A 26,079-nucleotide genomic window follows, 5' to 3' on the forward strand; every position below is an offset into this window, starting at 1 on the left:
CTGTTCCGGCTGTACCGGGAGGAACGGCTCACGGTGCGCCGCAGAGGTGGCCGCAAGCGGGCCCTCGGCACACGAGCACCGATGACGGTGCCGCTGCTCTCGAATGATCGCTGGTCGCTCGACTTCGTGTCGGATCAGATGACCGACGGCCGGCGCTTCCGCGTCCTGACCGTGGTCGACGACTGCACCCGCGAATGCCTGGCGCTGGTGGCCGACACCTCACTCTCGGGCGCCCGGGTCGCTCGGGAGCTGGACCGGCTGGTCGCCGAGCGCGGCAAGCCCAAGATGGTGGTGAGCGACAACGGCAGCGAGTTCACGAGCAATGCCATTCTGACATGGACCGATCAGAGCCGTGTCGCCTGGCACTACATCGCACCGGGGAAACCCATGCAGAACGCCTTCATCGAGAGCTTCAACGGCCGCCTGCGGGATGAACTGCTGAACGAGACGCTGTTCACCTCGCTCGCCCAGGCCCGCGTTGCGCTCCGATGCTGGCAGACCGACTATAACGACTCTCGGCCGCACTCCCAGCTCGGATGGAAGACGCCATCCGAGTTCGCCGCCACCTGCAATCCGCGTCGGGATCTGGCGCTGCGCTATGCCGAGAGCTCCGCGCCAGCTCCCGCCGCTACGACCGCCCAGATGGGCACATCAAACCGCCCGAACGAACTCAGATCTGGATAAAACTTGGGGGCAAGGTCAACCCGTTGCCCCTTGACGGATGGGCCACGTGAACCCAGCGCTTTCCACCCGCGCGGTAGGAGACTCCCTCGTACTCTGGTTCTCCGCAAAAATCAGCGGAATAAAAGTCTCCGACAATCCTCTTCATTTTCCTCAAGTAGCCGTCCGAGTTACCCAGCAACACGACTAGCTTGGTCCGTTCTGGTAGAGCCGATAGGAATTGGCTGAAACAGTTGCGCACCACTGCTCTCATTTCCAAATGATCGAATGCAGGCAGAACCTTTCCGCTTTCACCAGAGTATTGGTTATTCTTTGCGTCCCATCCCGTGAGGCTGCATCGAATCACGGAACCCCATCCGAACTCCATTTCTTTAGATACAATCAGCGAATCCACACAATTGGTGTCCTTAGCCAACCCGACAATCTGGAGTACCGCTGTTAGTCGGTCGCGAAACTTTGCATACGCTACCTTGTCAAAGTCCCCCTCACCAATGCACGCGCTCATCGCATTGGATTGGGTATTCCCCTTTGTCATTCCCAAAACCAAGACGCGCGGCTCACGGGAGCCCCACGCGGCGGGATCATTTACAAGCTTGAATTTAGAATCTCTAGAGACATATTCCGCGCCCGTACCGAAAGACCCCCAACAGCGCCTGCACTCAATCAATCCATGTGCGGGCAACAAATTTGCGCTACGCGCCTCACTTTTGCTCACGCAGGCTCCAATCTTCACTATCAATGCAGCCCTCGCACCTTCTCAGGAGCAAACACGTCTATTTCGCACTCCTTTACTTTGCGAAGAGAGGCATTGGAGGCGGCCAACCCGCTTGCGGACTTATAGATGTCCAGGCCCCGTCCCAGCTTGAACACGTTCCCGTTGTCCAAGACAACAAATCGATCATGCAGGTCCTCTGAAAATGAAACACTGACGCGGCAGCCGATCTGTTCGTACAAATCTCGGTCGAACGCCTCCAAGAACTTGGATACTTGTTCCAGCTCAGCGCTATCCTGAACTTTGGTTTGAACGCTGATCGATTTGAGCTTTGCAGCAGAACATGCTGCCCGCACAAATTCTGAAAAATTGCGTCGTTGGTGCCCTTTGACTAGGAACGGTTCGATCAACCAAAGATTAACGGTCCCCTTTAAGAACTTCGGCGCAAAGATTTTATCGAATGTCCATCCCGTGGCATTGTTCTGCAGTGAAAATCGCGCAACACACGCCTGTGCATTCGTTCGAATTTCCGCCGGGTCGTCCAAGCGAATAACCGGAGCTTGACGCTCGCCTCGATCTGGCTCCTCCTCCTGTGGGCCGCCCAATGCTGTGGGCTCGGAAGGCACCATCGCGGGCGCCGCCTCAACCCAGTCTAGCAACGTTTGGACCTCGCCAACGACCTTGCCAATTTCCGACGTAAGCTCCTCAGCCAATCGTTCGAATATTTCCTTTTGGCCAGCTATTGCCGCTTCGGCTGCGGCGCGAATGTCCGCTGAAACTCGCTCGATCTCTGCACCCGCATGGCTCAGCGCCCGATTGGGAAGCGCCGCTGCCTGCTGATGAAGGTTTTGAGAAAACTCAGCGAACCGACCCAAAACATGTGCACGAAGAGCGTCGCTGAGGATCTTCACCACCCTCTTATAGAAGCTGCGGACCTCGACATTTTGATTGACTACGGTTCCCTTACCCCAAATTCCCGATACGCTTTGGCGCGCCTTGGAAATCTCGTCCTCGACCTTCTGATCTATGAAATCCTCCAACAAAGTTACAATCTTGTTCTCTTCTCCTGTGATCAATTCCTGCAAAGAACCGAGCGTTCCGTCCAAAAATTTCTCTAACTCGCCTGCGATGTCGAGCTGAACATCTGAACCAAATTCGAGTGCGCGCTTTGTTTCTCCGGCTCTATCGGACAGCGCCTTTAGGTGGAGGCGAAACTTGGCAATGAAACGGCTGAACTCCTCCGTCTGCTCATTCAGTTGTTGCGCGACCGTCGGAAATATTTTGTTCGCGACACGCAACTGGAATTGATGAAGGTAGCCCCAATTGCCGCCACGCCGGGTGCGCCAATGCCGACCAGCATCATCAGACTCGTATGCGCCCAAAACGGCTTGCGCATGTAACACGACATTCTCCGAAGCCAGCTTCTCGATTGGTGCCCTGTTCTCCAACGCGACTTTGAGTGTCTGAGCATCAGCAAGGGTTACTGCCGAAAATTTTGAACAATCGTCTCTAAATTGGTCACGAAAGTTTCCAAGCTTCTCTTCGGCCACCTCCCGGTTCTTGAGATTTCGAACAGCGGATCGGCGACCTTCAATCAACGCGAGCAGTTGCTGCAGAATCACGACCGTGTCAGCCTGAATCTTGTCTTTCGCAGCAGCGAGACGAGACTCTGTAGCCAGAACTGAAAACAGTATCTGCCGAATCTGATTCATCCCGCCGGGATCCGCGGCGGCGAGCGGAAAGCGCACAGGCTCTTTTTTCAACCAATCACGATGATTGGTCGCGGACGTAAAGGCTATCTCAATTGCGCCCAATTGTTCTCGATAGCGCTGCATCGAAGCGCCACCCGATGCTTTTTCGAGTTCGTCGAGCGTTGCCTCGATTTCACCTCTCAGCCTAACTCGTTCCGCTTCAATGCGTTGAGAAATCGGCTCGGGTTCTTCATCTTCGTGTTGCCGTTGTTTAACGTGCTGATCATAAGTGTGGTCAACTTGTGTTACGACGAAGATTAGCTGCTTGACCGTTCCTCTTCGCAAGAGAGAGAGCAAGAATTCCTTCTCTGACTGACCGTATGCAGCTCCTGACTTGGTTAAGAACAAGACGGCATCGACATTTTCGACGGCCTTTTCCGTAAGCTGGACGCGAAATCGTTCGGTATCATCCAATCCTGGGGTGTCGAGTAAAATGACGCCTTCCCCAAGAATCGTCGAAGGTGTCTGAATTTCAATCGACTCGACAAGGCAGTGATATGGCTTGGTGCTGCTGGTATATTCTTTCAAGCTACGTCGAAATTGACTTTCTTGCTTCTTGCTCGAATCACGCGACGAACTAGAAAGCGTGATCTCGCGCGAGTGCCCTCCAACATGAACCAAATCGCGTTCAATTCCCCTAAGGTCGAATTCGAACGGGCGGCCAGTGCCCGGCTCGACCCCCTTCGAGAATTTCATCCAGTTCGCGAATCGGTGAGCGTTTGGATCTGACTCGTCGAGTTCGTGGAGCTTCTTGAGTTCGTCCCAAACAGCCCGGTCAATTAGATTGATCGTTGCGCGGACCTCGTCACCGCTTCGGAAAGTTGTGATAGCTGCTGTTTCCGGCGACGTGTCTTCCCCCGCAAGTTGGCGTTCGAGCAACTCGTTCACAAACGAGGATTTGCCTGCTTTGAAGCGACCAATTACGGCGACCTTATAAGCGGCTGGAATCTCGCTCTGCTTCAGAACATCTCGAAGCTTGGCGGCTGCGGCGCTGCACTCCGAGCCGAGGTTCCATTGACTGTCAATGGACTTTGCCTCAAGGAGATTGGCTAGACGATTTATCCTGTCGCATGCCGTTTCGAGGTCCTTCTTGAGCTTGCTTGGTGTCTTACGGTTCAATTGCTCAGCCCCTTTTTCCCGAATATCACCCTTACTTCGCCATTCCTGCTTTTCAACCCTGCATTGGTATGAGACCTCGGAGCATCTACCCGGACCGAACGAGCGTGGCTGTACAGTCAAGCATGGTCAGGACTCCGCAGTTATCAGTTCACCCCCAACATTCACGGCGGGCATCGGAGCTTTGGTCTTTGCCCCCAAGCTCCGGATGCGCTCGCCTATGCTGAGCACATTACCCTTTCCGGTCGATAGCCGCTTTACTGCCTCGCTATGAGCAGCGAGCGCATTGTTCATGCGGTCTGCGACTACGTTTAGATCGGCCAAGCTTGCGCCTACCTTGTCGCATAGGGTGCCCGCAAGCTTCGCGATCTCCTGCGCATTCTGAGCTTGCAGTTCGTATCTCCAAATGGAGGCGACAGTTCTGAGAGTCATCAGAAGGGTCGGCGGCCCGACCAAGACGACGCGTTTATCCCAGGCGTAGGTGAACAGTTCGGGTTCAGCGGCAAGAGCGGCAGCAAGCGCCCCCTCAATTGGCACAAACATCAGAACGCAATCGTGCGCAGCAATTTTCTCGTTATCCTGATAGCTCTTGCGCGATAGGCCATCGATGTGCGTTTTGATATCCCGCACAAACTGCGTCGAATACTGCGCACGTTCGTCCTCGACTGTCGCTGAAATCAGCCGGTCGTAGGATGCCAATGATATCTTCGAATCGATGACCAGAGTTCTTTCTTCGGGCAAAAGAATAAGCACGTCTGGTCGCTGCGCCACGCCGGACTCGCTCTTGAGGCCCAGGCCGCGTGCTTGGGTGATGTATTCCCTGCCTTCTTGAAGACCAGCGGCCTCCAGAATACGTTCCAGAACCAGCTCACCCCAACGCCCCAACATTTGCACGTCGCCCTTAAGAGCCTTTGCGAGCCCATCAGCTTGCGAGCCGAGATTCTGGCTTGCCTCAACGACGAGCCTTATGTGCTCCTTGAGAGACAACACCTCTCGCTTCTCCGCATCATAAGCAGTCTCGACCCTATTCTGGAACTCGGAGATGCGCTCGCGCAAAGGATCCACAAGCGCAGCAATTTGCTTTTGCGATACCTCAGTCAGCTCGGCAGCGTTTACCTTCAATGCTCGCGTCGCAATGTTTTCGAATTCGGTTCGAAGCGTGTCGTTGAGCTTCTTGTCTTGGGAGCGAAGCAGCTCGATTTCATTGGCTTGAGCTTGGCAGCGCTCGCCAAGCCGAGCAACTTCTTCCGCAACACTTTTGCATTGCGCTCGGAGTTTCGAACTTTCCTCGTTCAAGTGATCGCGCGTGTCCTCCAGCGAGGTGATCTGCTTCTTGAAGGATTCTTCCCGTTCGAGAAGGCGCACCACCTTTTCACTTTCTTCCCGCGCCAAATCCTCCGCTCGCACCCGGGCGGCGCTGGCCTGCTTTAGGGATTCCGAAAGATCGACAACCTGTCTATCCAGAACTAGCGCCCGCTCATCCAGCCTAGCGCCGCTCTTTTCGAGGGCCGCAAGAGTTTCAGACTTCGCCCGAGCCTCCTCTGATGCCGCCTGTAGCTCTGACCTTGCTTCCCCGAGCGCGGTCGTAAGCCGCTCGACTTCTACCTGTGCCGCGAGCAAGGCTGCTCGGTCGGCTTCCCGCCGCTGTGGAAAAAGATACCTTCCAACGAAAAAGCCCAGCAATCCCAGGATCGCGGCCAGCAAACAGACAAAAATAACGAGTTCCATAGCTACCCCCGACGACAATCATTCTTGCAAACGAAGCATCATGGGAATATAAACTATACGCGTCTATAAACGATGTCAATATACTTTCTATTCCCATCTTGAGGAAGCAATGAGCGAGACCATCCCGGCGTTAAAGTGGGGCATCGAGCAGCGCTTGGAGTTTATCGAATTTCGATTGTTTTGGGATGGCCGCGTGAACAGGTCGGACATCATTGAGGTCTTTGGCGTCTCAGTACCTCAAGCCTCTAAAGACCTCGCGCAATACCAGGAGCTCGCACCTCGCAATCTTGAATATGACAAAAGCGCGAAGCGCTACGTTTGCACTTCTCATTTTCAACCACGCTTTTTGAAGCCCGACCCCGATGCCTATCTTGCTCGACTGCGCTCGCTTTCGGAGGGACAGACCAAGCCGTCTGAATCGTGGATCGCATCGCCGCCGGACGCCGATGTCGCACTCACTCCAAAGCGGGACATCAATATGGACGTGCTACGAACGGTGCTTGCCGCGATACGGGATCAAAGGTCTGTCGAAATCTTCTATCAATCGATGAACAAGGAAAGGCCCGATCCCATGTGGCGGCGCATCACGCCTCATGCCTTCGGGTACGATGGGTTGAGATGGCATGCTCGGGCATATTGCCATCTTCAGCACGCCTTCGATGATTTTCTGCTGCCTCGGGCTTTGAAATGTCGTGGGCTGGGTGCACCCGGTCTTCTGGCAAACGATGACCATCTCTGGCGCGAGCACTTTTCATTCGAGATCATTCCGCATCCGAAGCTGACTCCCAGCCAGCAAGCAGTGGTCGCCAAAGACTACGGAATGAAGGGCGGCAAGCGGACTCTCACGGTTCGCTATGCGATGCTGTTTTACGTCCTCAAACGCCTTGGCCTGCTCAACGAGGCGCGAGAACAAGACCCCAGGCAACAGCATATCGTCTTGCTAGAGTCAGCAGATGTGCAATCAGCGCTCAGAAGGGTTGAATCCTCGACAAGCATGGCCGAAAAAAACTGACAGCCATCTAGCGAGTCGAATAGGCGATCTCAAGCTAGGGTATCGTTCGAAAGTCGTTGTGGGCACACACCATTAATTTCGGCTATTGTCGGTTGATCAAAACAGCATTCGAACGGGCAGGTTGATTGGAAACAAGATGACTTCAGATTCGGCGGCATTCTTTGAGAACCCAATACTCAACTCACCCTATGAAGAGCCAAAACGCTACCACCCGCTCGATAACGAGGGACAGCCGCTCGATGAGCTGCCGCGCGAGGGACGGCGGAAGTCCGAACTGATTACGCCTGTACCCAAGCCGCGCAAGAAGAAGCGCAAGAGCGCCAAGGATCAGGGCAACCTCGACTTGCAAGGTGAGGATGGGCTTTCGACCGACGAACAGGAATACAACCCGACTCCCATCATCAACGAGATCCGTAACCACGTCGGCGAATGGCGGCGTTCAAATCCTGCCGCTTGGGGCGTTACACCGGCCACGGCGCGCTTGCTCAACTATTGGCGCAGCCATCAATTTCATGGAGTACGCCCGTTCTTCTGCCAAGTGGAGGCGGTCGAAACCATCATATGGCTCACGGAAGTGGCACGCACCAAGCGTCAGTATGCCCACATCTGGGAGCATATCCTTGGGGCCAACGAACAAGCCAACCCCGAACTGCTTCGCCTCGCAATGAAAATGGCGACCGGCGCGGGCAAAACCACCGTTATGGCGATGCTGATTGCATGGCAGACGGTAAATTCGGTCCGCTCGCCCACCAGCAACAACTTCTCGCGCGGTTTTCTTATCATCGCGCCGGGCATCACAATCAAGGACCGTCTCCGCGTCTTGTTGCCGAGCGATATCGAAAGCTACTACCGCGCCCGCGAATTGGTCCCCGGCGACATGCTGGAGGACATTAACAAGGCCAAGATCGTCATTACCAACTATCACGCGCTCCAGCTTAAGGAAGTTCTGGAGGTCAATAGGGTTGGACGCTCGCTACTCCAAGGCCGCCACGCACCGATTGCGACCAAGGAAACCGAAGGCCAGATGGTTCGTCGCGTGGCCGAAGAACTCATGGGCCTCAAGAATATCGTCGTCATCAACGACGAGGCCCACCACTGCTACCGAGAAAAGCCGGACAACGAAGACATCGACGAGCTGAGCGGCGACGACAAGGTTGCCGCCAAGGAGGACAATGAAGCGGCGCGGCTCTGGATCAACGGCATTGAATCCTTCAAGCGCAAGCTGGGTGTCCGCGCCGTCTACGATCTGTCGGCTACGCCGTTTTTCCTGCGCGGCTCGGGCTATGCCGAGGGCACCCTGTTTCCTTGGACGGTCAGCGACTTTTCGTTGATGGACGCGATTGAATGCGGCATCGTTAAGCTGCCGCGGGTGCCCACCGCCGACAATATCCCCGATGCGGATGTTCCGGTGTTCCGCGACCTGTGGGAGCACATTCGCGACGAGATGCCGAAGAAAGGACGCGGCAAGGGTCAGGGGGACCTCGATCCCAACTCGCTTCCGGCGAAGCTGCAAACCGCCCTTGTGGCTCTCTACAATCACTACCAAGAGACCTACGATAAATGGAAAAAGGCGGGCATCGACACGCCCCCGGTATTCATCGTCGTCTGCAACAACACGTCCACGTCGAAGCTGGTCTACGAATGGATTTCAGGCTGGCAGCGCGCGGTTGCGGAGGACAGCGAGGAGCTTCGCACCGTTCACCACGGCCATCTCTCTCTTTTCAGCAATTTCGATGAGCACGGAAACCGCCTCGCCCGGCCCAACACGCTTCTGATCGACAGCAAGCAGCTTGAAGCGGGCGAACTCGACGACGACTTCCGCCGCGCCGCCGCCCTTGAAATCGAGCAATTCAAGCGCGAGATCGCGCAGCGCTCGGGCGCAGCCGAGGTCGGAGAACTGTCCGACTCCGATCTGCTGCGCGAGGTCATGAACACGGTCGGCAAGAAGGGGCGGCTTGGGGAACAAGTACGCTGCGTCGTTTCCGTCTCTATGCTAACCGAAGGCTGGGACACGAACACCGTCACTCACATTCTCGGCGTTCGCGCGTTCGGCACGCAGCTCTTGTGCGAGCAGGTCGTCGGGCGCGGTCTGCGCCGCTATTCCTATGATCTGAATGCAGAAAGCCTGTTCAATGTCGAATATGCCGACATCATGGGCATCCCGTTCGATTTCACGGCCAAGCCGCAGGTAGCTCCGGTCAAGCCGCCCAAGAAAATGACACGCGTGGCGGCGATGCGCGACCGCGCCGCACTCGAAATGATTTTCCCGCGCGTGGTCGGCTATCGAATCGACTTGCCCGAAGAAAAGCTGCAAGCCAATTTCAACGAGAATTCTAAGCTCGTTCTCACGCCCGATATGGTCGGGCCGGGTCAGACTCTGCTCGAAGGCATTGTCGGCGAAGGCGTTACGCTCACTGTTGCCGAAATGAAAGACAAACGCCCGAGCACCGTGTCGTATGAATTGGCCAAGTATCTTCTCTATTCCTATTTCAGGGATGCCGACGGCGAGCCGAAGCTGCACCTGTTCTATCAAATCCAGCGCCTTGTCCGGCGTTGGATCGAGGAAGGTTATCTTGAGTGCAAGGGCGGCACTGGCCCATGGATGCTGCAAATCCTCAGTGTCGCCGCGCAAGCGGCGGAGCGCGTGTATCATGGCATCGCCGCAGCGATTGGCGACGAAGAGCGCATCCGCGCCGTTCTGGATCCCTACAATCCAAAAGGCTCGACGCGCCATGTCGGGTTCATGACTAGCAAAGACCTCTATACGACCGATCCTAGGAAATGCCACATCAATTACATTGTGTGCGACAGCGACTGGGAGGCCGAGTTTGCACGCGCGGCTGAGCATCACCCGCGCGTCCTGTCCTACGTCAAGAATCAGGGCCTTGGCCTCGAAGTGCCGTACAAGGACGGATCGACTGCACGACTCTACCTGCCGGATTTCATCGTAAACATTGACGATGGGCGTGGCCCTGACGATCCCCTGCATCTAATCGTTGAGGTCAAGGGCTATCGGCGGGAAAACGTGAAGCTGAAATCGGAAACAATGCGCCAGAAATGGATCAGGGGCGTGAACAATCTAGGCACGTATGGCCGCTGGGCATTCGAGGAATTTAACGACGTTTTCGAAATGCAAGAAGAATTCGCTAAGCTGATCGACGAAGCGCTCGAAAAGAATAGCGAACATCAATTGGAAGCAACGAGCCAAGCATGAGCAAGGGAACCAAGAAAAGATCAGCGGGTGCGCCAAAGCAGGTCGAAACACTGACGCATAAGGAAGCGAAACGAAAGAACATCCCGACCGCCGAGCTTCAATCCGCGGCACAGCGCGCTGAGGAAGTCGCCCCTTTCTCCCCAGTGGTATATTCGCGCCGCTACCCGCTCGCCCAGGGCGAAACCCGCCCACGTGATGGCGACCTCGACCCTCAGCTAGTCTGGAAAGGAACGCGCGTGCGCCTGACGCCGGAGCAAATCAAGAAAGCGGCGGCGACCGGCTACATCGAACTGTCCAATGCGGAGCTTACGTGGCGAGGCAAGGATCAGCAGGACTGGTCAGACCTCGTCGTGAACGCACCGCCGCTCTACATTCAGGAGAAGATTCACCCTAAGGCGATCATTGACGACTTGACCCGCCGCACGAAGGCAAAGCGCGAAGCCGAGAGCGACATCGCCGACTTGTTCCACGACTTCAACGGCATCGACCCCGAAGCCAAGACTGAATTCTACCAGCACGACCAGAACTGGTCGAACCGCTTCATCTTGGGCGACAGCTTGCAGGTGATGGCGAGCCTTGCCGAACGAGAGGGACTGCGCGGGCAGGTTCAGTGCATCTATTTCGATCCGCCCTATGGCATCAAGTTCAACTCGAATTGGCAGGTGTCTACACGTTCGCGCGAAGTAAAAGACGGCAGGCTCGAAGAAATCTCCCGTGAGCCAGAGCAAGTGCGTGCCTTCCGTGACACATGGAAAGATGGCGTTCACTCGTACCTGACCTACCTGCGAGATCGCCTCACCGCGATGCGGGACTTGCTGACCGAAAGCGGCAGCATCTTCGTGCAGATCGGCGATGAGAATGTCGCGCGGGTGAGGATGGTTCTTGATGAGGTGTTTGGACCAGATAATTTTGTTTGTGCAATCGCCTACCAAACGACTCCGTATGCCACCAGCAACTTTCTTCCTGCAGTATACGACACGATACTTTGGTTTGCTCGTGATAAACAAAGGCTGAAATACCGCCAGTTGTTTAAAAGCAAGAGCGATCTTGGTAGCATTGGTCGGTTCAGCACGGTTCGTTCGGAGGATGGCATCACCTGTCGCCTCATGACTGAGCACGAAAAGGCTGGCGATTTATCTATCGAGTGGTCGCCTTTCCAGCCAGTGTCCCTTGTTTCTCCAGGCGCGGCTTCCGACACGCAGCGGTTTGATTTCGAAGGACAGCAATATTTGCCGCCTGCTAGTTCCCACTGGAAGGTGCGACTTGATACGCTTGGCAGAGTCGGGCGCGCTGGCCGACTACACAAGACAAAGAGTGGGTTGCGTTTCCGAAGCATGCTATCGGATTTCCCAATTTCGATGACCCACAACATTTGGGTCGATACCAGTGGCGGGGTATCGAGCCGAGCGGACGAAAAGCGTTACGTTGTAGAAACGTCGCCGACCGTTATCGAACGGTGCCTACTCATGGCTACCGATCCGGGGGATCTGGTGCTCGATCCAACCTGCGGCTCGGGTACGACAGCAACCGTTGCCGAACAGTGGGGCCGACGCTGGATTACCATCGACACATCGCGTGTCGCGCTCGCGCTCGCCCGCGCGCGGGTGATGGGCGCGAAGTATCCCTATTATTTTCTCTCTGACAGTGAGGACGGCCGCCTGAAAGAAGCAGAGTTGACTGGGAAACCACCGGCCCACGGCGCAGCGCATGGCGATATCCGCCAAGGTTTTGTCTATGATCGCGCGCCTCACGTAATGCTAAGTTCCATCGCCCGTAACGCCGAGATCGACGTGATCTGGGACGAGTTCAAAGCGAAGCTGGAACCGTTGCGCCATGAACTGAACACCGCTCTCGGCAAGAACTGGGAGGAATGGGAAATCCCGCGCGAGGCTGCGCCGGGCTGGTCGAACAACATCAACGGGCTCCACAAGGCTTGGTGGGAGCAGCGCATTGCACGGCAGAAGAAGATCGACGATTCGATTGCGAAGAAAGCTGATGTCGAACTTCTCTATGACCGGCCCTATGAGGACAAATCCCGCGTCCGCGTTGCGGGCCCGTTCACAGTCGAAAGTTTGTCGCCCCACCGTGTGGTGCCATCCAGCGAATGGGAATTGATCGACGAACTGGACGCCATTGAAGGCACACGCAAGCGGAAGCTGCCCAAGGGTACCGAGGAACTTAACGACTTCACGACGATGATCCTGGAGCACCTTGAAACCTCAGGTGTCCAACAAGCGAAGAAGGAAGATCGTATCACCTTTACGGCGATCACTGGCTGGCCGGGGACATGGATCGCCGCCGATGGCCGGTTCATGGAAGGAGAGACGGAAAAGCGCGCCGCGATCTTCATCGGTCCTGAATTCGGTACGGTCAGCCGCGCCGACCTGACTGCCGCCGCGCGCGAGGCCCTGGATGCGCGGTTCGATGCGCTGATTGCCTGCGGGTTCAACTTCGAGGCGCACACCTCGGAGCTGAACAAGCTCGGGCCTCTCCCGATTCTCAAGGCGAAGATGAATCCCGAACTGCACATGTCTGACGAACTCAAGAATACGGGCGCAGGCAACCTGTTTGTCGTGTTCGGCGAGCCAGACATTAAATGGGAATTCAGCGCGGACGGCGAAATCGTTGTCGAGGTTCTTGGTGTCGATGTGTTCGATCCCAGGACCGGTGAAGTCCGGGCCAGCGGCAAGGACGATATTGCCGCTTGGTTCATCGACACCGACTACAACGAGGAAAGCTTTTTCGTCCGCCACGCCTATTTCCTTGGCGCTAACGATCCGTACAAGTCGCTCAAAACGTCGCTCAAGGCCGAGATCGACGAGGACGCCTGGGCAACCCTCTACCGGGATAAGTCGCGTCCATTCCCCCGTCCCGAAACCAACCGCTTTGCAGTCAAGGTCATCAATCACTTCGGCGACGAGGTGATGAAGGTCTTCGCGGTGTAGGAGATTTAAGAATGATCTTCTGCATCGCCGACAGCTTTCAGAGCGCTTTAAGTCGCCTGTCTGGCCAAGAACAAAAGGCGGTCAAGGAGACCGTTTTCGACTTGCAGATGAATCCAGCCGCGCCTGGGCTTCAATTCCACCGCATCGACAAGTCGAAAGATCCCAATTTCTGGTCGATGCGTGTCAGCCGCGATATTCGGCTCATAGTGCACAAGACGCAGGCTAGTTTTTTGATTTGCTATGTTGGGCATCACGATGACGCCTATGCTTGGGCAGAACGTCGTCGCATCGAAACGCACCCCAAGACAGGCGCGGCCCAGATCGTCGAGGTACGCGAGCGGGTTCAGGAATTCGTCGTCCACAAGCCTGTAGAGATTGAGCGGCCCGCAGCGCCGATTCGCGCCCTACTGCCGCCGCCGCTGTTTCCCCACATTACGGACGAAGAGCTCCTTAGTTATGGTGTCCCGGTCGATTGGTTGGCGGATATCAAGACAGCCACGGAAGACACCATTTTTGATCTTGCCGTGCATTTGCCGCGCGAAGCGGCGGAAGCGCTACTCGACCTCGCCGTTGGCGCAAAGCCGCAGATCCCGGCTGTCACAGCGCCCGAAACGGTTAGTCCCTTCGAGCATCCGGACGCCCAACGGCGCTTTCGCGTCATGGACGATGTCGAAGAACTCAAGCGCGCGCTCGATTTTCCGTGGGATCGATGGACGGTGTTCCTTCATCCGTCCCAACGGCAGGTGGTCGAGCAATCGTTCAATGGCCCTGCCCGCGTCTCTGGATCGGCGGGAACGGGGAAGACCGTCGTTGCCCTGCACCGCGCGGCGAACATTCTGCGCCAACATCCGCAGGCGCGGTTGTTGCTCACGACGTTCTCGCTGCCGCTCGCCAATGCGCTTGAAGGCAAGCTACGCATTCTGACCGGCGAGGATAAGGGGGTTGTCCCCCGAGTCACCGTCCTGCCCTTCAAGGGCGTGGCCAATGAACTGTTCACGCTGGCATTCGGCCATCACCCGAGGGCCGCGACCGAGGATCAAATTCGCGGGGCACTCAGAACGGCGGCGAGCGAGGCTTCGCTCACAAGCTTCACGCCGCGATTTCTAGCCTCGGAATGGCTCAATGTTGTAGATGCTTGGCAGTTGGAAAGCCTCGACGCCTATCAGGACGTTCCTCGTCTCGGTCGCAAGAACCGACTCGGTGTCAAGCAGCGGGAAAAGCTATGGCCTGTCTTTATGAGAGCAAGACAACTTATCGAGGCGCAAGGGCTTCTGACATGGCCTTCCATCTTCGGGAAGGTGACTACACATTTTTCGCAGCGGACCGATAAGCCCTTTACCCATGCGGTGGTCGATGAGGCGCAAGACCTTGGCGTGCCTGAATTGCGGATGCTAGCCGCAGTCACGCCCAAAGGTCCCAATGCGCTCTTCTTTGCGGGCGACCTGGGCCAGCGCATCTTTCAGGAGCCGTTTTCTTGGAAAGCACTCGGTGTCGATATTCGTGGACGTGCGCGCACCCTGAAGGTCAACTACCGAACGTCGCACCAAATCAGGCAGGCCGCCGACCGCCTCCTCCCGAAGCTCGTGCAGGACGTTGATGGCAACGAGCAAGATCGGCGCGGCACGGTGTCCGTGTTCAACGGCCCCGATCCAGAATTCCAGACATACGCCAATGACGAGCGCGAAATCGCAGGCGTGGCCGATTGGATCAAGAAGACCGTGGCCGACGGAATTGCACCCGCCGAGATAGGGATTTTCGTCAGGTCGAACGATCAACTCGCCAGGGCGCGCGCGGCGGTGAAGGCGGCCGGTCACACGCAAATGGAACTATCCGAACGTCTCGAACAGCCGCAGGGCCGTATTTCCATTGGCACTATGCACCTCGCGAAGGGGTTGGAATTCAAGGCCGTCGCCGTGATGGCCTGCGATGACGACGTGTTGCCTCTGCAAGAGCGGATCGAGACCGTTGCCGACGAATCCGAATTGGACGAGGTTTACGAGACGGAACGGCATCTATTCTACGTTGCCTGCACCCGCGCTCGCGATCAGCTTTTACTCTCTGGCGTCAATCCAGCTTCCGAATTTTTGCGCGACCTCGGAGACGCGAACGCCAAGACGGCTCATTCAGCAAACCGATGACTATTCGCCAACATATACAACAAGCCTCAGATTCTAGGAGCTAAGATGAGGGACGCGCAGAAGCCTGATCACTTGAGCCTGAATACACTGGTGAGTTGGCTGCGCGAGGGACGCTTCGTTATTCCCGACTTCCAAAGAGAGTTTGAGTGGAAGCCTTGGGACATTCGAGAATTGATGCGGTCGATTTTTCTCGACTACTACATTGGAAGCTTGCTTCTCTGGAAGGGCAAGCCAGAGAATTTTGAAGCATTATCGTGCGAGGGGGTTTACGGCCACAAGGGCAGTGAAAAGCCCGAATACATAGTACTCGATGGACAGCAGCGGCTCACCGCAATCTACTATGCATTTCTCGCGCCTGATATCCCGCTTCCAAACCGGTCAAACCGATTTTTCTATTTTGTCGATGTGAAGAAATTCATGGCTGAAGAGTATGATGAAGCGTTTGGATACGAGTGGCTGACGCGCCGATGGGCCAAGGTACTTGCTAACAAGGAAGCCCAGTACTCGACGCACATGTTCCCATTCTCTGTGATCGGGGCAACTGGCTGGGAGTTGCCCAACTGGGTCCAGGGATATGAGGGATTCTGGAAAAGAAAGGCGGCGGAGGCTGAAGCCGCAGAAGATGCCGAAGCTGCCGCGGAAGCTCACAACCACGCCAAGAACGCTTCAGACTTTGGGGTTCATCTCCAAGGTATTACCGGCCAATATCAGATTTCATACAACGAACTGAACAAGGACCTGGAGGTAGATAAGGTCTGCGACATCTTCACTCAGATCAACAGCCGCGGCGTTCGACTCGACGTATTCGATCTCGTGAACGCACTTCTGAAACCTAAAGGTTTGCAACTAAAACAAATGTGGCGTGATGCAGCACCTCGTTTGAGCGACGTGGATACGGAGAAGATGAATGTTTACATCCTTCAGGTGATGAGCATTCTTCGGCAAAGCTACTGTTCGCCGAAATATCTTTATTTCCTTTTGCCGGGGCAAGAAAAGCCCGTGCGAGATCCCGATGGAACGCGCCGCAAGGAGATTCTTGTTTCCGACATCGTTGTCTTTGAGGCTCGCTGGAAGGAAGCCGTAGACGCATTGGCGGACGCAATCAAAGTCCTAATGCATCCACAAGAATATGGCGCAGTAAGCTCTTCATTCTTACCTTACGTATCGATACTTCCTGTATTTGCAGCCCTGCGCGCTCACGCCAAAACTTTGCCACCCGCTCGGCAGCTCGATGCGCGCCGGAAACTCCGACATTGGTATTGGGCGTCAGTATTCAATAATCGATATTCTGGTTCGGTCGAATCGACTAGCGCACGTGATTTCCTGGACATCAAAGCATGGTTCGATGATGATGCGGCTGAGCCATCACTCATTCCGGAATTTGCGCAGCGGTTTCGAAACCTCGACCTCAGGAAGGAGGTAAAGCGAGGAACATCGGTCTACAACGGCATATTCAATCTGCTCGTTCTCCAAGGAGCAAGAGATTGGATGACAGGCGACGTGCCGCAGCATGGCGACCTCGATGACCACCACATCGTTCCCGACTCTTGGGGAAAGAAGCACATCAAGGGTGGGTTAGCCGGATCGATATTGAACCGCACGCCGCTGACGGCTGATACAAACCGAAATGTAATCAAGGCTCGCCTACCCAATGAATATCTGCCGGAATTGATCGCACAGAGCGGCGAAGCGACCGTGCGGGGTATCCTTGAATCCCATTTTATTTCACCAACGGCATTCGACATCTTGCTGCGTGATCCGTTCGGTCCAGATGATTTTGACGCATTTATCGCCGAGCGCCAGCGAACGCTTCAGGATGCAATTGAAAACCTGCTGATCAAGGAACGGTTAGATTTGTCGCCTCGGCTTCGCGAGCTAGATACGGCGACTGAGCAGATAGAACTTAACTTGCGAAAGGCAGTCGAAACTACCCTCGGGGGGGACCACAACGATGTCCCGCCGCATGTGCTGCAGAAGGTTGACGAGCGGATCGCACGAGCGGTCAAGAAAAACGCGTCTCTCGATGCGGAGTCGTATCAGAACCTTGCTGGAAAACTCGAATATTTCGATCTTCGGGAGCTGCAAGAGGTTATCACAAGTAAGGCCCTATGGCCTCGGTTCGAGCCCCGCTTTTCGACTAAAGAAGCGCTCGCGGCGGAGTTTGATCAACTAGCTGAACTCAGAAACGGCATCAGGCATAGTCGAGCCGTAAGCGAGATTGTCCGGAAACGGGGAGAGGCTGCGATTCTTTGGTTTGATCAAGTGCTGAAGAAGCAGACTGCTCAGTAGCCCGACAACGCACGGGTTGGAACACATTCCGAGAAGTCATTCGCTCGTCGCTTTGGGGGAGGAGGCCATGTCTTCGAAAAATTCGGATTTGCTAGGGCTCTTCAGATCAGAACCAACGCAATGGGGGCTGCGCGGTGATCCTTTTCTCTGGCAAGATATGAAACGAGCGCTGCAGAAGGCTTCACTTCCGGCGACAGAGGCTAACCTAATAGCTTTTCTGGAAGACACGTTTAAGAGACTGACCGGTCACGAGTTGCCGAGTAAGAACATATTAGAAGAGGACGACTCGATTTTTGTAGAGCAGTACGCGCACGGAGGAATGTCTAGTGGTCACGTCTCCCTACAATTTTGGCGCGATGTGGCCATACCAATGCTGTGCTCACGCTATCGTTCGAAAAGTAGTGCCGCGACCTGCTCCCAGGGCAAGTGAGATCGAACGATCTTGGCTTCGGTTTGTTTTCGACCATTGCCGTGACATTTCATCGCGGCAATAGCCCTTCTGATTAGCTTGGGGTCCTCACCTGCAGCCTCACTAAGCCACACAATCATACGCCCATTGGCAAGACGCTGGTATACGGCTCGGGCATCTACATTCCAGTCGCAACGTCCATAATAGCCCGGTCCGTCATATTCCTTGAGCCATCTTATCCAGTGATCCCGGTGAGTTTCGTAGCCACCTTTAGAGAGTTTATCCGACTGAGGCGCGGTGGCCGGAAGTCGTCCCACTGCTTGTAGAAGCTCTTTGATGGCGTAAGCACGGATCGAAGTGTCCTTTGTTGCAGAATTGAATAACAACTCCTCGATCTTTGACCAAGGAACGACCTTGCGAATAGCAGCGCACTTACCCTGAAGGCTTCGAGATGCCTCAAGTGCCGCCTTCTTGGCTCGCATTATTAGCGACGTGTTGACGCCACTGGCCTCCCCTAACCAAAGGACCATTGGTGGACAGACAACATGGTTGTAAGCAAATTCCGCCGAGCGCACGACCAGCGCTTTGCGACCGTAAGCTCCCGGCCCATCATATTCCGAAAGCCAACCCAGCCAGTGCTCTTTTTGCGATCTGTACCAAACACCATCAGCGCTCCACGTTCCTTGCTTGATCAACGCTCTCTGGAAACTAAGCGTAATCGGTGGAGCAGGCTCAAAGCCCTTAATCTTTCGGCGAAGTTGGTGCGGCGTCATCGTGCTTAACCTGCTCGGGCTTTCCATTCGCCTGCCGACTCTCGGAAGGCTCACTCGATCACTTTTCAACTTTCTGTTTAGAGACGCTATGGGTCTCGTACCCGAGACGAGCGCTCTGACGACTAGCCCACCCGTACCAATTTGCGCTTTTAAGTTACCCGCTGTCTTCGCCGCAGACTCCAGACCATCCAAGAAGCCCGTCGAAATGCGCAAAGAAGTGCTCAGATGACTATTAAGCACACGGAAAAGCTGATATTGGCAAGGCTTTCAACTCAACGAGTCGCCCCGTGGCCCGCATTTCCTCCGTCATTGTTCGTCGATTTAAGCGCATCGCAGAGATCGAAGTGCCCCTCGAGGAGGTAACGCTTCTAATCGGGGAAAATAACTCGGGCAAGAGCAGCGTACTTCAAGCGATCCATTTTGCTGTTTCAGTTGCGCAGACTGCCGACCTCGTCGGAGAAGGCATCTCATGGCGAAATGACAAGTTCGAGCTTTCCTACAACCCTGCGCAGCTTCTGTACTCGCCTGTAGGCGACGTTCTCTCGCTCAGCACGAACGCGGTGCTCACGGAAGACAAGCTCACCCAAATAGAAATCGAGTTTCGGGACGTAGAAGCGAATGTCTGCATCGTTGGCTTGAGGCGTGGCCGCAATCGAAATCTAGCGGTCTCGATTTCAGGGAGGACAATCGGCGAGCAGCTAATGAACTTGGAGTCGCCATTCACGGTGTATGCGCCAGGGCTCGCGGGCGTCCCGAAGGAGGAACGCTACATGTCGCCCGGCGTTGTACGGCGCATCGTTGCCCGTGGAGATGCCAACTTGGCCCTCCGAAACGTCATCCGCATGCTGACTGATGACGATTCGACCTTCGACCGCTTCCTTTCCGATATGCGCTTCATATTTCCAGGAATCGATGTCGATATCGAATGGGAACCTGCAACAGACGAGCACATAAACATCTTTTTCCAATTTCCCGGAGGCTCACGCCTACCGATGGATGCCGCGGGCACGTCCGTCCTGCAAGCTTCCCAAATCCTTGCCTATATCCACTTATTCAGCCCTCAGGTGCTCATTCTCGATGAGCCAGATTCCCATCTGCATCCGGACAACCAGCGCCTTCTCTGCGACTTAGTTTTCAAGGTCGCTAAGGAACGCGATTTCCAGGCCCTCATCAGCACGCACTCTCGACATGTTCTAAACTCAGTGACCGGAAGAGGAAGAACCATTTGGCTGAATAAAGGTGCAAAGGTTGACTCGCCCGATGCCAACACGACATCAGTCCTACTCGATCTGGGCGCGCTCGACTCGATTGATTACTTCGCAGACGGAGAAACACGCTGTGTAATCGCAACGGAAGATAGCGCCACAGACGGCCTGCGGGCTCTGCTCTTGAGCAACGGTTTTGTTGACGACGACATCGAGATCGCATCCTATTCAGGATGTACAAAGTTGGATTCAGCTCTGGTTCTCGGAGGCTTCCTTTCGGATAAGGCCCCCCACGTCAAACTCATCGTCCACCGCGACCGTGACTATATGGGCGATGCCGAAACCCAAAGGTTCGACCAGAGACTCACCGCGGCTCAGATTTACCCGTTTGTCACCGACGGAAGCGACGTTGAATCCTATTTCATCAATGCAGCGCACCTCCATTCCCTCAATCCAGCCGCTTCGCAGGAGCGGATACAGCAGCTTATCGACCAAGCTACCCTGGAAATGGCCTCGAAGTCAGTCGAAGCGATCATCAATCAGCGGACAACACAAGCGTTCAAGGATCGGCAAAACGGCGTACAGGTGAACCACGGGGCCATATCAACCCAAGCAAATGCTGATTATGCCGCGAGTCCAACCCTCATGAGGCGTGGAAAACCAGTGCTCGGCCGACTTACCGCCCTTCTACAGCAGGAGATACAAGCCAATCCGCGCATCTACGAACCGACCGAGTTTCTAAAGCTTCCCCGGCTTCAGGCTATAGCAGGCGCGATCTGGCCGCCCCAGCACTAGCCTGACACTGACCGGAGCCGTCAAGGAGGGGAAGCGCGGGCGGTTCAATTTACGCATTCGGGATAACCGTAAAGGAGCAATCGCATGACGGACTGCGCTGACCGCGAGCCTTCCGATGCCGAACTGAGCGCAGCGCACGAAGCTCTAACCTCGTGGCAGACGCCCCAGGAATTCGTATCCAAAGTCAGGGCGTTCGACTCGCTCGTTAAGTCATCTACGCTTTTCAACAGAGCGAATGCGGGCTTCTTGCTAGATGCAATTCCGATTGCTGCGTTCGCCAAGCATCGCGCCGTGCAGTCGGTTAGGCTGGTTCGACAGCGGGAACGGCTGAACGATGGGCAGTTCCGAAGCGCGAATGAAACTATTGATATCGAAGTAACCGAGATTTTGGACCCCGGCAGAAAGCGCGGCGACGAATATCGTTGCGAAGCAGAACAAAGCGTTCGGCATTTTGATCCCCAGCTCGGAGAAACAATCGCACATCAACTGGCGAAGGGAATTAAGAAGAAAGCCGACAAAGGATACACGACGACGCCGCTGCTTTTGGTTTACCTCAATATTTTGGGCGGCGGACGCCTCGGGGGCGAAATCGAAATTGCAATTGAACGACTGAGGGTGGAACACGCGAACGCGTTCCGCGAAATATGCGTGCTTTGGGGTACAAAGTGGTGCTGACAGGTGCCGTTCGCAGATTGTGATGCGTCGATGAGCGGAACGACACTTGCGCCTCTGAATATTCAAAAGGTGTTGTCGATCCCCCGCGGAGGGCAAATCTTTCTTCCTCGAAAATTCGGACTATTGACGATATCGCACTCAGGACGGCGGCATTCACTGCTTTGTTTGCAATCGAAACTTGAGGAATTAGAAGGGGCCAATGTGAACAATCAAATCGATCTTGACTCCAAGCACCGTACCGACAATTTCCGCGCGAGCGAACGCATTCGGGTGAAGAGTCTCTACTCACAAAAGCGTCATGGACTGTTAGGAGGCTTCTCTAGCGCGGCCGAGCTCGTTGATTGGTGGATGAATAGGATCGACGAGCAGAACGGTTGCTGCGCTTACTGTAAAACATCGATTGGCCTGATCAGCGAACTTATCGACGCTGGCTTGCTCAAAGCCAGAAGAGTGAACACCGACGGGAAGCGCGGCCCCTGCCTTGAGCTTGAGCGTAAGAACGCCGACGGCGGCTACTCGCCGGAGAACTGTGCGCTGGTTTGCTATTACTGCAACAACGACAAGTCATACGTCTATTCAGAAGATGAGTATCGACGGTTCTTTGCACCGGCACGAACACGTCACTTCCAGCATCTTGGCCAAATTCTGCTATCTCAGACTACTAGCGACGGCAAGCCCGGCGGCTAAGTCAGAGTTGCTACCTCTACACTATAGATGATCGAGTAAAGGCACGCCGCGCCAATTCAGGCAGATAAGTCGGCTGCAAACGATAAGCTTTTCATAGAAACCTTGCCGAAGTGCAATGGTGCTAAATTTCCGGTTGCATATCGATCAGAGCACTCTAGAATCGATTGATATTCATTCTGAGTGACATGGCAGGCAAGCAAGCCAAGACACTTTCGGCCGATCATATCGACGATCTCCTCCTTTTCGCCGAGCGCTCTCGCCATCCGTTACGCAACCGCTTGATCGTTCTGCTTTCGGTTAAGGCCGGTCTTCGCGCTGCAGAGATAGCCAAACTGACCTGGGATATGGTGCTCGACCCGAGCGGCGAAGTCGGCAGCACTATCGAGCTTCAAGACAAGATCGCAAAGAAGCGTAGCGGGAGGTCCGTTCCGCTGCACGCCGACCTGCGAGAGGCGCTTTCCGCAGTAAGGCAGTTAGGCGTAAATCAAGGGCCGGTCATTCGGTCACAGCAAGGCGGCGCAATGACGCCGCTGAGTATCGTTGTCTGGTTTCACCGCGCGTTCAAAGCGCTGGATTTGAAAGGCTGCTCCTCACATTCAGGTCGCCGAACATTTATCACTCGGGCGGCTAGGCTTGTACATAGAGCCGGTGGCTCGTTGCGCGATGTTCAGTTGCTTGCTGGACATCGCTCGATCCAGACCACGCAAGGGTATATCGATGGCGACAGTGACGCCCAGCGGAGGTTGGTATCTCTGATCTAGGGCCCCGCTCGCCTTATCCACGACCGCCGCAACGGAAGGCGGCAACGCTGAGTGCCCCGTTTCGCGAGCATCCTGAACCACAGAGTCAAGCCGACGCTTTGATCCGCACCGTCTGCACAGTCGCTGGATCATTATCGTTGCTCGATGAGATCGACGACGAATTTCGTTACGCGGGCTTGGATCAAGCTGTCGCGTCGAGCAGCACACCGCCCATTTTCGATTGGCTCCTAACGGCGTTCAGCTTTCAGGGCATCTCCGATCAGGTTGCCCGTAGCTACATGGAGAAGCATGGGAGGGCGTCGTGGTCCAAAATGGAAGCCAGCCTCCGAAATTCGCCCTCCTGCCCAAAGCTCCGAACCTTCTGGGACTACGGGAGCTGCCGATACGACAAGGGGAGCATCACCTGTGCCGAGCCCGATCATATCGACGCATGTCCAGTACCTCGTCCACACCTCCGGAACGGGCGACTGAATCAGACCGCATTCTCGTTCTTCTTGTTCGTCCGGGACGTGGCTCGCGGCGATCTCATTGGCTGGGTCGATAGCCAATTGGAAGCCGCCACAGGCGCATCTAACGCCGATCTGGAGCGCGCCCGACAGGAAGCCGTGATCGGCCCTCTTCGAGACGTTTTCGGCGTGGCCGACAAGGTCCTGACCAATGCGCTGTCGTGGCTAATGATAGGCGTGCGTAACCACCGGCCCGGTTGGTTCGAGACCGGAAAGGCCATGGTCGTCATTGATACCTTGGTCCACAATTTCTTGCACCGCACCGGCATCGTGGAAGGCTGCGGCCTTTCCCATCGATACGGCCCAGCCTGCTATGCCACGGGCGGTTGCGCCGAGATTATCCGAGATGCCGCAGAGCGGATCGATGCCCGCTCCTTCAATCCGAGCTTTCCAGAGACGTTTCCGCGTTTTGTCCAGCACGCCATATGGCGGTTCTGCGCCGCGGACGGCCTAGACCTGTGCAATGGCAATCGAATTGACGACCGCGAGGCGTGCCAAATCAGCTACTGCTATCTCTTTCGAATCTGCGGTCGAAAACCGATAAAATCGACGTAATTTCAGATATTTAACGCACTTTCAGATGCTTGTTCTCGACCATTTATTAGCGTATACTGTATAGGCAAGGTCGATTCACGACTTTGCACATTTTAGACTTGGAGATACTTCCGGGAATACTTTTGCCCCACCCTTCGGGTCTGAAATGACTGTTCCACTCGCGGATTGAGGGAGCCCTGCGGCTCCCTTTCGCATTTCTAGGAGCTGCTCAATGGGCAAGAAAACTGGGAAGACCGAACCGGCAAAGGTTGATCCGGTCTACATCATAGGACTGGACGCCAACGGTAAGCCGCGCGGCGCTCGGTTCGCCGAGCTAAAGGACAGCATCGTGTCTGCGGCCATCGACCTAAAGTGCCGCGTATTGATCGACCAACCGGCAGCAGTGTCGGCCTTGGGTATGAAGCTGCCGGTAGGACGAGTTTACGGCGGCGGCAAGGTCGTAAGGCTGTTCGTCCCGAATATCAGGCGCGAACTCTACGACAAGATACTGGAAGCGGCGGGTCCGCTTGCAGACGGAGAGCCTACCGCCGAAAGAGCCGATGTTCCGGGTCTTACGTCCGAGAACCCTCAGGCAAAAGGCGAAACGGATGCTGCGACGGACCACGTGAGGTGCATCTCGCCGGTAACATCGGGCTTGCCGCGCAGTTGGGAGGAAATCACCGTCGGCCACATGGTGCTGGCCCATGAGTCGCCTGACGATGGCTGGTGGGAGGCGGTCGTTATAAAGCGCGAGGAAGAGATTCTGACCTTGCGGTATCGCGACGCACCCAAGCTGCCGAAGTTCATCAGGCACATCAACACGGTCGCGTTGGTCAACCCCGGCCCCGGCTGATCTACCCACCCTCGTCTGCAAATTGGCTCGGGCCGCAGCCCGAGCCAAGCCCCTATCCATGCGCCGGACAGATTCTGGCAATCCCCCAAACATCAGCGGAGAAAGCAACCATGTCGGTTGAACGGATTCGTGCGCTCAATGATCAGCTTCGAACGACTCTCACGGGCGGCAAGGCGTTCATGACGCCCGGCATTGCCGCGCTCGGACCAGAGGCCGTTCAGCGTCTCGTGACAGCTATAGCGACGTTCGACGATTTCTGTATGGCCAACGATCCGCACGGCGAGCATGATTTCGGTATGTTCGAGTTCGAGAGTTCGTCCATAATTTTCAAAATCGAATACTTCGACACGAACTTTGAATTCGGTTCACCTGACCCAGCCGACCCCGCTGTCACTCGGCGGGTGATCACCCTGATGCTGGCCGAAGAATATTAGCTGGCCTCTAGGCGGACCACACCACCATTAGTCAGAAGTCAAAGGCAGGGAAAGCGCCTCAGCGATACGGGTCATAACCAACAGGCTGGGATTGCGTTTGCCTCGCTCGATCCCGCCCATATAAGTCAAGTCTCGCAGCCTGCGCGGCAGAACATTGCCTTAATGCTGGGTGCTTCATGAGCCAGAAAGCAGTGCTCGACCACGCGCGACGGCTTGGCAGCCCATTTCGGCCGTTCGGACTTGCGAGGCTCGCAACGGCGCTGTGCATCGTCAATCCGTCCCTCCTGCCACTAAGAAACGAAACGAGCCCCACCTATCTTTGGCGGGGCTCGTCTCTTCTGTTCAGAAAACCGCCCCTTCAGCTAACGGGCGAGCGTACTAAGCGGTTTATCCAAATTCCAGCCTCGTCGGCCATAGCGCCAGCTTGAGTCTCGCTGTCAGTTCGGAAAGCTCTTCATGGTTTCCGAGATTCCCAAGCTCCTCAAAGCAATCCGACACCAGTACGCTTCTCTCACAGGCGGCTATGTGATTGGGGCCCGGAAACCGCTGGGTAAGATGGCCCCTATTGCGAACCACCTGATTGGCCGCGAATGCCAGTCGGTGTTCTGCGTGGTTTGCGTCATCACTGCTATAAACTAGTAAATCGTGGTCGTGCTCTCTCTACCTCATTCGACGCTCTCTCTGCTCTGTATATATTACAAGTGAGACACTGCAAGCCACTGGCCTTTCAATCCGGAGCCCATCGAAAGTACTGACTGATCAGCAGGCCGATTTCAGTCGAGGACCCGTCCTCGACCTTCATCTTGTCTGCGACCTGCACGCGACGACCGCATCAAGTCACGGACTTGTCCGCCACTGAAT

The 26,079-nt window shown here is 55.6% G+C and carries 17 protein-coding genes; 13 read left to right on the forward strand and 4 right to left on the reverse strand.

Annotated elements, in window-relative coordinates; translation table 11 throughout:
* Positions 1–684 (forward strand): IS3 family transposase (locus tag QW868_RS30095; RefSeq protein WP_316232243.1); only part of this gene is annotated, 684 nt, incomplete at its 5' end.
* On the opposite strand, the gene QW868_RS30100 is transcribed toward QW868_RS30095, so the two are convergent.
* The 3 genes from QW868_RS30100 to rmuC form a co-directional block, all read right to left on the reverse strand.
* The gene (locus tag QW868_RS30100) at positions 671–1,396 is read right to left on the reverse strand and encodes a hypothetical protein (RefSeq protein ID WP_316232244.1); all 726 of its coding nucleotides are present in this window, start codon (positions 1,394–1,396) and stop codon (positions 671–673) included. The genes QW868_RS30095 and QW868_RS30100 overlap by 14 nt on opposite strands.
* A 20-nt stretch (positions 1,397–1,416) precedes the next feature.
* On the reverse strand, positions 1,417–4,263 hold the full coding sequence (locus QW868_RS30105; protein ID WP_316232245.1) for an MIT C-terminal domain-containing protein: 2,847 nt from the start codon (positions 4,261–4,263) through the stop codon (positions 1,417–1,419).
* A 126-nt stretch (positions 4,264–4,389) separates the two neighbouring features.
* Positions 4,390–5,988 carry a DNA recombination protein RmuC gene (gene rmuC, locus QW868_RS30110; protein WP_316232246.1) on the reverse strand — a complete coding sequence of 533 codons (1,599 nt, stop codon included), beginning with the start codon at positions 5,986–5,988 and terminating at the stop codon, positions 4,390–4,392.
* Positions 5,989–6,097: 109 nt separating this feature from the next.
* Between rmuC and QW868_RS30115 the strand changes: the two genes are divergently transcribed.
* The 5 genes from QW868_RS30115 to QW868_RS30135 all read left to right on the forward strand — a co-directional run bounded on the left by QW868_RS30115 (position 6,098) and on the right by QW868_RS30135 (position 17,586).
* Entirely contained in the window at positions 6,098–7,000 is a 903-nt protein-coding gene (locus tag QW868_RS30115; protein ID WP_316232247.1) for a WYL domain-containing protein, read from the forward strand.
* Between the two features lie 136 nt (positions 7,001–7,136).
* Positions 7,137–10,214, forward strand: a complete 3,078-nt coding sequence (locus tag QW868_RS30120) for a BPTD_3080 family restriction endonuclease (RefSeq protein WP_316232248.1) — start codon at positions 7,137–7,139, stop codon at positions 10,212–10,214.
* Positions 10,211–13,159, forward strand: coding sequence for a site-specific DNA-methyltransferase (locus QW868_RS30125; protein ID WP_316232249.1), 2,949 nt, complete (start codon positions 10,211–10,213; stop codon positions 13,157–13,159). The genes QW868_RS30120 and QW868_RS30125 overlap by 4 nt, the downstream gene beginning before the upstream one ends.
* An 11-nt stretch (positions 13,160–13,170) precedes the next feature.
* On the forward strand, positions 13,171–15,297 hold the full coding sequence (locus tag QW868_RS30130; protein WP_316232250.1) for a 3'-5' exonuclease: 2,127 nt from the start codon (positions 13,171–13,173) through the stop codon (positions 15,295–15,297).
* Positions 15,298–15,342: 45 nt separating this feature from the next.
* Positions 15,343–17,586: a DUF262 domain-containing protein gene (locus QW868_RS30135; RefSeq protein WP_316232251.1), complete on the forward strand. Its 2,244-nt coding sequence runs from the start codon at positions 15,343–15,345 to the stop codon at positions 17,584–17,586.
* Positions 17,587–17,970: 384 nt separating this feature from the next.
* On the opposite strand, the gene QW868_RS30140 is transcribed toward QW868_RS30135, so the two are convergent.
* Positions 17,971–18,768, reverse strand: a complete 798-nt coding sequence (locus QW868_RS30140) for a hypothetical protein (protein ID WP_316232252.1) — start codon at positions 18,766–18,768, stop codon at positions 17,971–17,973.
* A 287-nt stretch (positions 18,769–19,055) separates the two neighbouring features.
* Between QW868_RS30140 and QW868_RS30145 the strand changes: the two genes are divergently transcribed.
* From QW868_RS30145 to QW868_RS30175, 7 genes are all read left to right on the forward strand, one after another.
* Positions 19,056–20,768 (forward strand): AAA family ATPase, encoded by a 1,713-nt coding sequence (locus QW868_RS30145; protein WP_316232253.1) that lies wholly within the window; start codon positions 19,056–19,058, stop codon positions 20,766–20,768.
* 84 nt (positions 20,769–20,852) lie between these two features.
* Positions 20,853–21,443, forward strand: coding sequence for a hypothetical protein (locus tag QW868_RS30150; RefSeq protein ID WP_316232254.1), 591 nt, complete (start codon positions 20,853–20,855; stop codon positions 21,441–21,443).
* Between the two features lie 30 nt (positions 21,444–21,473).
* Positions 21,474–22,130: a hypothetical protein gene (locus QW868_RS30155; RefSeq protein WP_316232255.1), complete on the forward strand. Its 657-nt coding sequence runs from the start codon at positions 21,474–21,476 to the stop codon at positions 22,128–22,130.
* 185 nt (positions 22,131–22,315) lie between these two features.
* Positions 22,316–22,891 (forward strand): site-specific integrase, encoded by a 576-nt coding sequence (locus tag QW868_RS30160; RefSeq protein ID WP_316232256.1) that lies wholly within the window; start codon positions 22,316–22,318, stop codon positions 22,889–22,891.
* Positions 22,892–23,028: 137 nt separating this feature from the next.
* Positions 23,029–23,952: a hypothetical protein gene (locus QW868_RS30165; protein WP_316232257.1), complete on the forward strand. Its 924-nt coding sequence runs from the start codon at positions 23,029–23,031 to the stop codon at positions 23,950–23,952.
* A 211-nt stretch (positions 23,953–24,163) separates the two neighbouring features.
* Positions 24,164–24,784 carry a hypothetical protein gene (locus tag QW868_RS30170; RefSeq protein ID WP_316232258.1) on the forward strand — a complete coding sequence of 207 codons (621 nt, stop codon included), beginning with the start codon at positions 24,164–24,166 and terminating at the stop codon, positions 24,782–24,784.
* 110 nt (positions 24,785–24,894) lie between these two features.
* Positions 24,895–25,218 (forward strand): DUF3768 domain-containing protein, encoded by a 324-nt coding sequence (locus tag QW868_RS30175; protein WP_316228064.1) that lies wholly within the window; start codon positions 24,895–24,897, stop codon positions 25,216–25,218.
* Positions 25,219–26,079 lie beyond the last annotated feature (861 nt).

Origin of the sequence: Bradyrhizobium sp. SZCCHNR1051 (genome assembly GCF_032489615.1) — a bacterium.
GTDB lineage: Bacteria > Pseudomonadota > Alphaproteobacteria > Rhizobiales > Xanthobacteraceae > Bradyrhizobium.